We start from the raw sequence: 12,198 nt of genomic DNA, 5'->3' as shown, positions 1-12,198 counted from the left end.
CCCGGGTGCTCAGTCCCGACGGTAGTCGCCGTCCTCGCGGCGGCGGACGCTCTCGGGCTCGGACTCGTCGCGGGGGTCGTACTCGCGGTCGTCACGGGTGCGGCGGTCATCACGACCGTCTCGCGAGGGCCGGTCGCCGCTGTCGTCACGGTCCCGCTCGCGGGAAGAACGGGAGCGCGGCTCGTCGGTCCCGCCCTCACCCTCGTCCTCTTCCTTGTCATCGCCGCGCAGCTCTTCGACCTCGCTCTTGAAGACGCGCATCGACTTTCCCATGTTGCGTGCGAGACCGGGCAGCTTGTTGGCCCCGAAAAGCAGGATCACCAGCACGACCAGGATGACGATCGGCCAGGGGCTACGGAAGAAACTCATGGAATACCTTTCAGAAGCGCCGCGATCTTGCACGGGCCCACACATCATCCCACAGCGGACGGAGCGCTTGACGGACCGCTCGGACGGTGGTCCGGCCCACCGTGCGGCGGGTCGTCCCAGGGTAACGGCTAGGGCTGGGAGTGACGTGCGCCTGCGGCGCGGGCCACGGTCACGATAGTGTCTCTGAGCTCACGCGGGGCGAGGACCTCGACGGCCCCCGCGGATTCGAGGACCGCGTCCACGAGCGCCGCGCGCACCGGTCGGTCCAGACGGGCGAAGGCCGCACCGTCCGCGCCGTCGCGCAGCTCGACGGCACCGAAGGACTCCCCGACCCAGCGACCCGGCGGATCGAGCCGCAGCCAGACCTCGCCGTCGGCGAGGCCGTCGAGCACCGGCCCCTCACCGAGGTCGGCGCGCCCCTGCGGCGTGTCCGCCGGCAGGATCTCCACGACCCGGTCCAGCCGGAAGCGGCGCTTTCCCTGGGCGAGCTCGCACTCGGCCAGCAGGTAGGAGCGGGTGCCGTCGGTGTCGATCCGCAGCGGGCGGATGCGGCGGATGCTGGTGCCCGGCCGGTCGATCGAGGAGTAGCGGATCATCAGGCGCGACGCGTCGTCGTCCGTCTCGGCGCGCAGCGCACGGTGGACGGCGGTCAGGACGGACTCGGCGCGATCGGCGGTGCGCGAGGCCATCTCGTCCACGGAGGCGGCCTCGGCGAGCTCGGCCCTGGTGGGCGGCTCCACCGGCTGATCGGAGGAGCCCCCTGCGCCGGCCAGGAGCTTCCCGCGGGCACTGGCGACGATGCTCTCGGCCTCCCCGGCGGAGGGTTCGAGGGCGGCGAGCCCGGCCAGCAGCGCGGTGATCTCGACGGCGCTCAGCCGCAGCGCCCGCCGAAGCGGCTCGGCATTGCGCACCCGGACGGTCCCGTGCTCCCACTCGGCCTCGATCAGGTCCTCCCAGCCGGTGCCCATGTCGCCGCAGACGAACAGCACCTGGAGATCGGTGATCAGCTGCTTCGTCGAGACGCCGAGGGCGGCGGAGAGCTCGGCGAGATCGACCTCGCCGCGATCCATCACGTACGCCGCCTCGGAGATCAGCCGGGACAGGGTGTCGGTGCCGGTCGGGGTGGTGCGGATCCTGGGCTCAGGACGTACGGCCGCCGCGTCGACGGCAGCGGTGTCGCCCTCCCCCTCGTGGGCGTCGGCGACGGCGGTGAGGACCTCCGCGAGCTCGGCGCGCCACGGGACCGGTTCGAGCAGCTCGCCCCAGCGGACGTCGGCCAGGACCAGCCGGCGCGCGGCGGGCCGGGGCAGCGGCGGCAGCTCGAGTCGCTCGGCATCCAGGGACGCGCCGGCGCGGTCGCGCAGGGCGAGTGCCTTGAAGGGGGCCGCGACGACGACCGCGCGGGCGTGGTCGTCGCTGTGGTGCATCGCCTCGAGCACGGAGGCGAGGTCCGTCTGCTCCGGGCGCTCCTGCACCGAGGGCGGGCCCTCGGCCGGGAAGGACTCGATGCGGGAGGCACGGAACAGGCGCGGGGCCGAGCGGTCCCGGTCCCAGCCGTGGACGTACCAGTGCCCCTCGTGGACACCCACCACCCACGGCTCGACGTGACGCTCGGCCGGGGCGCCATGGGTCCCGCGGTACGTGAAGCGCACCGAACGGGCCGCGGTGACGGCCTCGAGCAGCGGGGAGAGCACGGGCAGCGACTCCACGGCGCCGCGGGGGGTGCGGCGCAGCAGGTCGGGATCGGCGTCGTGACCGAGGCTGAGCAGCTTGGAGCGCACCCGCCGGGCCGCTCCCCCGGCGGCGGCGTCGTCCCAGGCCCGACTCGCGGCCAGCAGCACCGTGTACTCCTCGGTGGTGAGGTCCAGCACGGCACCGGACTGCGCCGCGTCGATCCGGTAGAAGACGGTGTTCTCGTCGAGGACGTCCCGCTCGGTGACCAACGGCAGTCCGAGCTCCAGGATCGCGGCCTTGTCGCGCTCGAACATGCGCTCCGCGGCCTGCTCGGACGTCGCGTTCGCATAGTCGGGGATCACGGCGAAGAGCTTCGCGCGGTCGATCCGACGGCGCGACCCGATCGTCATGATGACGTTGAGCAGTCTTTCCACACCTTTGGCAGCCACCCGGCCAGGGTAGCGGCCCCACGGGCTCCGCGGCCCTAGGTGTTGCGGGTCATGACGTTGTGGTCACGGCGTATGGGATGAAGGAACGGGCCCCTGGACTGCACGATGGGTGGTGTCTAAGCAACCGTCTCGCAGGAAGAGGCCCGTTCCATGCACCACCGTAATGCGCCGCTGACCGTCGTTGGAAGGCAGCGAGCTGTCGCGCAGGTCATCGACTCCGGTCGCCCGATCGCCCACGTCGCGGCCGAGTTTCACATCGCTCGCACCACGCTCTCGAAATGGGTCGGCCGCTACCGCGAGCACGGCGACCCAGGCCTGCAAGACCACTCCAGCGCGCCGGCGAACCGCCCCACCCGCCTCCCGATCTGGGTGCTCGAGCTGATCGAGTCCTGGCGGCGGAAGAGGAAGTGGTCCGCGCGCCGGATCGCCCGCGAGCTCGCCGACGGCCACGGGTTCGCGTGCTGCGTGAGGACGGTGACGAGGTGGCTGGACCGCCTCGGCTTGAACCGGATCCGCGATATCACCCCAGACGGTGAGAACCTGCGTTCACCAGGGAAGATCACCGCCCGCTACCCCGGCCACATAGTCCACATGGACGTCAAGAAGGTCGGTCAGATTCCCGACGGCGGCGGCTGGCGGGCCCATGGTCGTGGCAGCGAACTGGCCCTCGCCGGCAAGCGCGCCCACAAGCAAAAGGTCGGCTACACCTACCTCCACTCCATGGAGGACGGCTTCTCCCGCCTGTCCTACACCGAGTCGCTCGAGGACGAGAAAGCGATCACGACCATCGGGTTCTTCCATCGCGCCCGCGTGTTCTTCGCCGCGCACGGCATCACCTGGATCACGCGGCTGGTCACCGACAACGGCAGCAACTACACCGCCTCAGCGTTTCGGCGATCGACCTGCGCTTTCATCTCCCGGCACCAGCGTACGAGGATCTACACACCTCGCCACAACGGCAAGATCGAGCGCTACCAGCGGATCCTGGCCGAGGAGTGCCTCTACGCCCGCCCCTACGGCTCCGAGACCGAGCGGCGCGAAGCGATCGCGATCTGGGTCCATCACTACAATTTCCACCGACCCCACACCGCCTGCGGCGACCAGCCCCCGGCCTCACGACTTCACACCGGCGTCGACAACGTCATGACCAACTACACCTAGGCTGGTCCCATGCTGCACTGGGAACGGGCAACGGTCACCGGCGCGAGATCATCCTGGCGAGGCGTGGCCCGCTTGGAGGTCGAGACCGAGGACGACGGCGAGGTGGTCTCCGCGCTCGCCTACCCCGAGCTGACAGGCACACCGGAGCACGGGGAGCGGGTGCTGCTGAACACCAATGCGCTGCGGCGCGGGCTCGGCACCGGGGGCGATGCCCTGGTGGTAGCGCGCCTGGACGTGCTGCCCGACCCGGAGATTGCCACCGGCCACATGGTCAAGGCGCGCTACACCCCGATGCAGACGATGGTCGATGCGATCGACGACCCCGACGGGGAGCACTACGACACGATCCGCGAGGCCCGGGGCGTCGACGGGATGCCGGTCGTCGTCGCCGACCTGCACTCCTCGCTGCCCGCGATCATCGCCGGGATCCGCGCCCAGCGGCACGGCGCCCGCATCGCCTATGTGCACACCGACGGCGCCGCGCTCCCGGCCGCGTACTCGCGCACCACCGCCCGGCTGCGGGAGACCGGCCTGCTGACCTCAGTGATCAGCGCGGGGCAGTCCTTCGGCGGCGACCTCGAGGCGGTCACGGTCCACTCCGCACTGCTCGGCGCCAAGCACGTGGTGCGGGCCGACGTGGCCGTGGTGATCCAGGGCCCGGGGAACCTCGGTACGGGCACGGGCTGGGGCTTCTCCGGGATCGAGGCAGCCGAGTCCGTGCATGCGGCGACCGCGCTGGGCGGCACCCCGGTGGCCGCGCTGCGAGTCTCGAACGCCGACCACCGCGATCGCCATCGGGGGCTCTCGCACCACTCCGCGACCACCTACGGCCAGGCCACGCTCGCACCGGCCCATCTCCCCGTGCTCTCCCGGAACGACTCGCGTTACAGCCCTTTTCATGCGTCAGTGCAGGAACAGGTGAAAACAGCGATTGTCGCGCCGGGGCGGGAGCGGGGCATCGAGCACGTGCTGACCGAGGTCGACGCGAAAGGGCTGCGGGACGCCCTCGAGGAGATGCCGCTGCGGCTGTCGACCATGGGGCGCAGCCTCGGCGAGGACCCCGAGGCCTTCCGGTACGCAGCGCTCGCCGGGCGATGCGCCGCGACCCTCGTCCCACGGCGCTGACCTGCGCGTCAGGGCCCGGGGGGATCGGAATCGGTCGCCTCGCCGCGCTCGTGGACGAGCCGCTGGAGCCGGTGGGCAGCGGCGATGGCGCGCTTGCCGTCGTAGCGCTGGATGGCGTTGATCGCGAGCGTCGATCCGTCGGCGAGGTCCAGGTGCGCCCAGGGGTCCCCCATCGGGAAGCTGATCCCGACGATCTCCGGCCAGTCCAGCGTGCGGACGCGGAACACGTTGCGCACTTCGAGCACGCGCGGCCGTGCGATCAGCCGCACGGAGGCCTCGAGGTGGCAGAACAGGAACATCAGGATGCCCATCGCCACCAGACCCAGCCGTCCGCCGAGATGGAAGCTCTCCAGCGCCACGGCGCCGCCGATCATGCCCGCGAGCACGATCACCCCCGTGAGATAGGCGGACACGCGCACCATCCGCGGCCGCAGCACGATGGTCTCTGGCTCCTGGCCGCCGGGAGAGCCCGGATCCGACGAGGACACGGCAGCTCAGATACGACAGGCCTGGATGGCCGTGACGAGGATGGCGCGGGCGCCGGCGGCGTACAGGTCGTCCATCATGCGGTGGGCGGCGCGGCGGTCGACCATCGCCCGCACGGCGGACCACTGCCCGCCGTGCAGGGGCGAGACCGTCGGGGACTGCAGACCGGGGGTGATCTCGACGGCCGTCTCCAGCAGGGCGGTGGGCACGTCGTAGTCGAGCATCACGTACTCGCGGGCCACCAGCACGCCGCGGGTGCGGCGCTCGAGGACCTCGAGGGAGTGCTGCCCGGCGGCGTCGAGCTCCATCCCGGGCCGGGAGAAGAGCACGGCCTGACTGGTCATGATCGGCTCGCCGAAGGGCTCGAGCCCCGCCTGGCGCAACGTGGTGCCGGTCTCGACGACGTCGGCGATCACGTCGGCGACGCCCAGGCGGATCGAGGACTCGACCGCTCCGTCGAGGTGGACCACCGAGGCGTCCACCCCGCGCTCGGTGAGGTAGTCCTCGACGAGGTTCTCGTAACTGGTGGCGATGCGGGTGCCGGCGAGGTCGGAGACGTCCGAGCGGGTGCCGAGCGGGGCGGCGAAGCGGAAGGTGGAGCGGGCGAATCCCAGGGAGAGGATCTCGCGGGCGGGGGTGCGCGAGTCGATCAGCATGTCCTGACCGGTGATGCCGACGTCCACGGTTCCCGAACCGACGTACACGGCGATGTCGCGGGGTCGCAGGTAGAAGAACTCGACGTCGTTCTCCTCGTCCACGACGACGAGCTCCTTGGCCATGCCGCGGCGCCGGTATCCGGCCTCCTGCAGCAGCTCGGCGGCGGGCTCGGACAGGGCGCCCTTGTTGGGGACGGCGATGCGCAGCACGGATCCTCCTCGGCCGCCGCGGCGGCGCACGGGATGAGGGCCGACGGAGTCGTCGACCGGTGGGTCGGTGGAACTGGGGTCAGCAGGTGGCGGCGGCTCAGAGCTGCCGGTAGACGTCCTCGAGGGAGATGTCCTTGGCGACCATCATCACCTGCAGGTGGTAGAGGAGCTGGCTGATCTCCATGGCGGCGTCCTCCTGCGACTCGTGCTCGCAGGCCATCCAGACCTCCGCCGCTTCCTCCACGATCTTCTTGCCGATCTGGTGCACCCCGGCGTCGAGCTCGCGCACGGTGCCCGATCCCTCGGGTCGGGTGCGGGCCTTCTCGGTGAGCTCGGCGAACAGTGCCTCGAAATCCTTCACACCACCAGGGTACGCGCCCTGCCGCGCGGTCCGCGCGCCCGCCCGTCCACCGGGAGCGGGATCACTCCCGGCGCACCGTGGGATCCAGGTGCGCGGTCTCCACCGAGACGGCACCGTCGCTCTCTCCCCCGCGCTCCTGACGGCTGCGCACCCGCCACCACACGAAGAAGCCCGTGAGGGTGAAGGCGCCGTAGAACACATACATGAAGGCGCTGGCGTAGTACCCGGCGCCGACCAGCAGCGGCACACCGACGAGGTCGACGGCGACCCAGATCAGCCAGAACTCGACCCAGCCCTTGGCCATGCCGAAGGTCGCCAGCAGGCTGCCCATGAAGATCCAGGCGTCCGCCCACACCGGCTCGTAGGAGCCCAACGCCCGGAACAGCGGGGTCAGCGCCGCGGTGCCGCCGACGAGGGCGACGACGAGCAGCACGCGGGTCCCCCAGGAGGCCCAGCGGGGCTCGACGGCGGTGCCGCCGGTGTGCTGGGCCTGCCGCCAGCGGACCCAGCCGTAGATGCTGGTGAGGATGAACATGACCTGACGCCCGGCCTGACCGAGCAGGTCCACGGAGTTCGGGTTGCCGAAGACGGTGCCCAGGAAGACGGTGAGCAGCAGGAGATTGCCGGCGATGCCGAGGGGCCAGGCCCAGACCTTGCGGCGCATGCCGCCCAGGGCGCTCAGCAGACCGAAGACGTTGCCCAGCACCTCCCGCAGGAGGACGAACTGACCGCCCGCGAAGTCGATCCTCGCCTCGAAGAGCCACTGCAGAAGCTCCATGTCGGTCCTCTCCCCGCCGCCGGAACGGGGTAGGTCAGTGGGTCCCGTGGCCGCGGGCCAGTTCACGCAGGGCGGAGATCTCCTCGGCCGCGTCCTGGGCGCGGTAGATCGCCGAGCCGGCCACGAAGACGTTGGCCCCGGCCTCGGCGCAGCGCTCGATGGTCTCCCGGCTCACCCCGCCGTCGACCTGGATCGACACCTCGAGGTTGGCCTCGCTGATGGCGCGGCGAGCACGGCGGATCTTGGGGAGCATGGACTCCAGGAAGCTCTGTCCGCCGAATCCCGGCTCCACCGTCATCAGCAGCAGCAGGTCGAACTCCCCGATGACGTCCAGCAGCGGCTCCACCGCGGTCGCGGGACGCAAGGCGAGTCCGACCTCGGTGTTCTTGCGGCGCAGGTCGCGGGCGAGCTTGATCGGGGCGCTCGCGGCCTCGAGGTGGAAGGTCACCGAGGCAGCGCCCGCTTCGGCGAAGGCCGGTGCCTCGCGATCGGCGTCCTCGATCATCAGGTGCGCATCGACGGGGATCGCGCTGCGCTCGACGATCTGCTCGACCATGCCCGGTCCGAAGGTCAGGTTCGGCACGAAATGGTTGTCCATGATGTCGACGTGGACGCTGTCCGCGCTCGCGATCTTGTCCAGCTCGCCGCCGATCTCCATGAAGTCGGCGTTGAGGATGCTGGGGTGGATGTACTGGCCATCGGTCGAGTAGGCGGCGTTCATGCGGTACCTTCCACGGTCGGGGCGCCCTGCCTGCGCAGGAGCGAGATGTACATGGCGTCGGTGCCGTGGACGTGGGGCCACAGCTGGACGGAGGGGCCCTCGCCGAGGTCGACCCCGGCGCGCTGGGCGGGGAGGACTCCGGCCCGCACGGCCTCGCGGGCGTCGAGCTGCTCCACGTCCCCGCGCTCCTTCAGGATGTCCGCGACCACCAGGCGGGTCTCCGCGATGTGCGGGGAGCATGTCACGTAGGCGACGACTCCCCCGTCGGCGGCGGCGTCGAGCGCCGAGCGCAGCAGATCCCGCTGCAGGGTGCTGAGGTGGCCGATGTCAGCGGGGGTGCGGCGCCATCGGGCCTCGGGTCGACGGCGCAGGGCACCCAGTCCGGAGCAGGGCACGTCGACGAGGACACGGGAGAAGCGGCCGGGCAGCTCGCCGCCGATCGTGGTGCCGTCGGCGGTGCGGGTGGTGATCTCGCAGCCCGCCTCCTGGAGGGCGGCCACGGTGCGCTCGACCAGCTCCGTACGGTGCTCCTGGAGCTCGACGGCGAGCAGATCGGCATCGTGGCCGACGGTCAACCCGCCCAGCAGGGCGGTCTTCCCGCCGGGGCCGGCGCAGAGGTCCAGCCAGTGCGCGTCCTCGGCGCGGACCAGGTCGTCGGCCCCGAGCGCGAGCGCCAGGGCGGCGAGCTGGCTGCCCTCGTCCTGCACGGCGACCCGGCCCTGCTGGACCAGGTCCATACCGCCGGGGTCGCCCGAGGGCCAGGCGGCGGCGAAGACGCTCAGGCGCCCCTGGCCGGCGCCGTGGTCGATGAGCTCGTCGAGGTCCGTGAGGCCGGGCCGCATGACCAGGGAGACCGATGGCGCGGCGTTCTGCGCGGCCAGCAGTTCGTCGATCTCCTCGCGGGAGCGGCCGTGCCCGGCCAGGGCGTCCATCAGGGCGCGGACCACCCAGCGGGGATGGGAGTGGACGACGGCCAGATGCCCGGCGAGGTCCTGCTCCCGGTCCGGGGCGACCTCCGCGAGCCACTCCGGGAGGGTCCGCTCCCCCACCCGTCGCAGCACGGCGTTCACGAAGCTGGCGGCGCCCGCGCCGACCTCGGCGCGGGCCAGGGCGACCGTCTCGGAGGTCGCCGCGTGGGGGGCGACGGTCATGTCCAGCAGCTGGTAGGCGCCGAGGCGCAGCACGTCGACCAGGGCGGGTTCGACGTCGGCCAGCGGACGGTTCACGCAGGCGCCGAGGATCGCGTCGAGCCTCCCCTGTGCCCTCAGCGAGCCGTAGAACAGCTCGGTGGTGAAGGCGGCGTCGCGACCGGAGACCCGCCAGGAGCGCAGCAGACGGGGCAGGACCAGGTTCGCGTAGGAGTCCTCCTCGCGCACCAGGCGCAGACCCTCGAGGGCGACCTGCCGCGAGGGCGTGGCACGACGCTCCCGCTCGGAGGGACGGGAGGCGGAATAGCCCCGGCGGGGACCGCCCCGGCCGCGGGAACCCGAGCGCTCGCGCCCCTTGGCGTCGCGGCCGTCGCGGTCTCGTCGCTGGTTGTTCATGCCTGCGCTCCGTCCTGCGTGAAGGCGGCGTCGGTCGCCAGTCCCGCGCCGCGCGCCCAGTCCGCGGCCCGCATGGGGCGCTTCCCGGCCGGGGCGAGGCTCGCCAGGGCCAGCACGTCCGTCCCGGTGCCCACGAGCACCTGACGTCGGGTGGCCTCGAGCTGCCCCGGGGGCAGCGGATCGTGCTCCGGGGCGGCCTCGAGGCCGAGGATCTTGGTGCGGGCGCCGTCGAGCAGGGTCCAGGCGCCCGGGGCCGGGCTCATCCCGCGGATGTGGGCGCTGACCTGAGGCGCCGGAAGCGTCCAGTCGATGGCGGCTTCGGCCGTGCTCAGCTTCGCGGCATGGGTGGCCGCGGCGTGGTCCTGCCCGGTCGGCGTGGCCGAGCCATCCTCGAGCGCGTCCAGCGCCCCGAGCAGCACGGGTGCGCCGTCCACGGCCATGCGGGCGAGCAGCTCACCCGAGGTCTCGAACTCGCCGATGGTCGTCGACGCGGTGGCGAGGAGGTCGCCGGTGTCCAGCCCCTGCTCGAGGCGGAAGACGCTCATCCCGGTCTCGCGCTGCCCGGCCAGGACGGCGCGCTGGGCGGGGGCGGCGCCCCGCCACGCCGGCAGCAGGGAGAAGTGCAGGTTCACCCAGCCGTGGGCGGGGATGTCCAGGGCCGCGGGCGGGACCATGGCACCGTAGGCGACCACGGCGGCGGCGTCCGGGGCGAGCTCGCGCAGCTGCTGCTGGACGGACGGATCGCGCAGCGACGCGGGGGTCAGCACCGGGACCCCTGCCTCGAGGGCGATGGACTTCACAGGACTGGGAGTCAGCGTCCGGCCGCGACCGGACGGGGCGTCGGCGCGGGTGAGGACCCCGACGACCTCGTGGTGCGAGTCGAGCAGGGTGCGCAGGGAGGGAAGGGCGACCTCGGGGGTGCCGGCGAAGAGCAGACGCATGATGCCCTGAGTCTACGGGGCGAGAAGGCAGCTGGTCCGCCTCAGTAGACGAGGCCGAACACCCACACGGCGAGCGTCAACGTGGCGACCGTGATCAGCACGATGCCGATGAGGTTCAGCCAGAGACCCGCCTGCGCCATCTGCGGGATCCTCACGTACCCGGAGCCGAAGGCGATCGCATTGGGCGGCGTGGCCACCGGAAGCATGAAGGCGCAGGTCGCGGCAATGGCGACAGGCACTGCCAGGAGCATCGGGTCGATGCCGATCCCGACGGCGACCGCGGTGGCCACCGGCAGGAACGTCGCCGCGGTCGCGGTGTTGGAGGTCAGCTCCGTGAGGAAGAGGACGCCTGCCGCTGCGATCGCCACCACGAGCACCATCGGCAGTCCGCCGATCTGCTCGGTGACCTGACCGATCCACTCGGTCAGTCCCGACGAGCTGAACTGGGCGCTCAGCGCCAGCCCGCCGCCGAACAGCAGCAGCACGCCCCAGGGCAGCTTCACCGCCGCCTCCCAGTCCAGCAGACGCACCCCACGGGCAGCGCCGGCGGGCAGCAGGAACAGCAGCATGGCCACCACCATGGCGATCCCGGCATCGCCGATGGGTGGTTCCCCCGCGTCCATGATCTGCCAGATCAGGGGGACGAAGACCCAGCTGACGGCCGCCAGGACGAAGATCGTCAGCACCCTCACCTCGCCGCTCGAGATCCTGCCGAGCTTGTCCCGTTCGGCCCGGATCAGCTCGGCCCCGCCGGGGATCCGGTCGATCTCGGGCTTGAAGAGGACCTTGGTCAGCAGCAGCCACGCGATCACGAGGAAGACGACGGCGATGGGGGTGCCGACGAGCATCCAGCGTCCGAACCCGATCGTGATGCCGAAGTCCTGGCTCATGTGGGCGGCGAGGAGGGCATTGGGAGGAGTGCCGATGATCGTGGCCAGGGAACCGATGGAGGCGGCGTAGGCGATGCCCAGCATGAGGGCGACGCCGAAGTTGGATCGTATCGGTGCGGCCGTCCCCTCGCTGTCCGGGTCGGGATCCACACCCTCCCCGGGGTCCTCCCCCTTCGCCTCGGCGTCCTCGAGACGGAGCTTGTTCACCAGCAGCAGAACGGACACGCCGATCGGGAGCATCATGACCGCGGTCGCGGTGTTGGAGACCCACATGGAGACGAAACCCGTGGCGATCATGAATCCGAGGACCAGCAGGGACGGGCTGGTGCCGATGGCACCGACGATCGTCAGGGCGATGCGCTTGTGCAGGTTCCATCGCTGCATGGCCAGGGCCAGCATGAATCCGCCCATGAACAGGAAGATGATGTTGTTGCCGTAGGAGGCGCCGACGTCGTCGAAGCCGATCTCGGGATCGAGCACCGGGAAGACGACGACGGGCACCAGGGCGGTCGCCGGGATCGGCAGCGCCTCCGTCATCCACCAGACGGCCATCAGCACCGCCGTCGCCGCAGTGAGACGGGCGGGGTGGGGCACGTCGGCCGGCATGATCGCGTAGACGACCACCGCACCGACGACGCCCAGGGCGAGCCCCAGGCGGCGGACCAGGAGCGTCCGTCTCGTCTCGGCCGGCGCTCGCTCGCCCTCGGAGAGATCGGATCGGTGCGGAGACGGTGTCGTCGACGTGGTGGGGTCCTGGGAGGACATCTCGGTCCCTTCATCGCGTCATCGCGGTGGAAACGGGTGCTCCCGCAGACACTACGGGAGCAGGTCGC

The 12,198-nt window shown here is 71.4% G+C and carries 12 protein-coding genes; 2 read left to right on the top strand and 10 right to left on the bottom strand.

Features of this window, described 5'->3' with window-relative positions; all coding sequences use genetic code 11:
- Positions 1–9: 9 nt before the first annotated feature.
- Entirely contained in the window at positions 10–369 is a 360-nt protein-coding gene (gene tatA / locus JOF43_RS21535) for a Sec-independent protein translocase subunit TatA (RefSeq protein WP_209905176.1), read from the bottom strand.
- A gap of 128 nt (positions 370–497) precedes the next feature.
- Complete coding sequence (locus JOF43_RS21530; protein WP_342592254.1) at positions 498–2,492, bottom strand: WYL domain-containing protein; 1,995 nt, start codon at positions 2,490–2,492, stop codon at positions 498–500.
- 150 nt (positions 2,493–2,642) lie between these two features.
- Here JOF43_RS21530 and JOF43_RS21525 point away from each other — a divergent pair, with 150 nt between their 5' ends.
- Positions 2,643–3,653 (top strand): IS481 family transposase, encoded by a 1,011-nt coding sequence (locus tag JOF43_RS21525; protein ID WP_209903502.1) that lies wholly within the window; start codon positions 2,643–2,645, stop codon positions 3,651–3,653.
- 9 nt (positions 3,654–3,662) lie between these two features.
- Entirely contained in the window at positions 3,663–4,778 is a 1,116-nt protein-coding gene (locus JOF43_RS21520) for a DUF3866 family protein (protein ID WP_209905175.1), read from the top strand.
- An 8-nt stretch (positions 4,779–4,786) separates the two neighbouring features.
- On the opposite strand, the gene JOF43_RS21515 is transcribed toward JOF43_RS21520, so the two are convergent.
- From JOF43_RS21515 to JOF43_RS21480, 8 genes are all read right to left on the bottom strand, one after another.
- The gene (locus JOF43_RS21515) at positions 4,787–5,266 is read right to left on the bottom strand and encodes a PH domain-containing protein (protein ID WP_342592253.1); all 480 of its coding nucleotides are present in this window, start codon (positions 5,264–5,266) and stop codon (positions 4,787–4,789) included.
- Positions 5,267–5,272: 6 nt separating this feature from the next.
- Positions 5,273–6,130 carry an ATP phosphoribosyltransferase gene (gene hisG, locus JOF43_RS21510; protein ID WP_209905174.1) on the bottom strand — a complete coding sequence of 286 codons (858 nt, stop codon included), beginning with the start codon at positions 6,128–6,130 and terminating at the stop codon, positions 5,273–5,275.
- A gap of 97 nt (positions 6,131–6,227) precedes the next feature.
- The gene (locus tag JOF43_RS21505) at positions 6,228–6,491 is read right to left on the bottom strand and encodes a phosphoribosyl-ATP diphosphatase (protein WP_209905173.1); all 264 of its coding nucleotides are present in this window, start codon (positions 6,489–6,491) and stop codon (positions 6,228–6,230) included.
- 61 nt (positions 6,492–6,552) lie between these two features.
- On the bottom strand, positions 6,553–7,269 hold the full coding sequence (gene pnuC / locus JOF43_RS21500; RefSeq protein ID WP_209905172.1) for a nicotinamide riboside transporter PnuC: 717 nt from the start codon (positions 7,267–7,269) through the stop codon (positions 6,553–6,555).
- A gap of 34 nt (positions 7,270–7,303) precedes the next feature.
- Complete coding sequence (rpe, locus tag JOF43_RS21495; protein ID WP_209905171.1) at positions 7,304–7,990, bottom strand: ribulose-phosphate 3-epimerase; 687 nt, start codon at positions 7,988–7,990, stop codon at positions 7,304–7,306.
- Positions 7,987–9,534, bottom strand: coding sequence for an RsmB/NOP family class I SAM-dependent RNA methyltransferase (locus tag JOF43_RS21490; RefSeq protein WP_209905170.1), 1,548 nt, complete (start codon positions 9,532–9,534; stop codon positions 7,987–7,989). The genes rpe and JOF43_RS21490 overlap by 4 nt, the downstream gene beginning before the upstream one ends.
- Positions 9,531–10,475 (bottom strand): methionyl-tRNA formyltransferase, encoded by a 945-nt coding sequence (gene fmt / locus JOF43_RS21485; protein WP_209905169.1) that lies wholly within the window; start codon positions 10,473–10,475, stop codon positions 9,531–9,533. Before fmt ends, JOF43_RS21490 begins: the two co-directional genes overlap by 4 nt.
- A 41-nt stretch (positions 10,476–10,516) precedes the next feature.
- A complete protein-coding gene (locus tag JOF43_RS21480) occupies positions 10,517–12,130 on the bottom strand; it encodes an SLC13 family permease (RefSeq protein ID WP_209905168.1) in 1,614 nt (537 codons plus the stop codon).
- Positions 12,131–12,198: the final 68 nt, after the last annotated feature.

This window comes from Brachybacterium sacelli (genome assembly GCF_017876545.1).
Classification (GTDB): domain Bacteria; phylum Actinomycetota; class Actinomycetes; order Actinomycetales; family Dermabacteraceae; genus Brachybacterium; species Brachybacterium sacelli.
The sequence above is the reverse complement of the archived record's forward strand: the minus strand, read 5'-3'. Positions and strand labels throughout refer to the sequence as shown.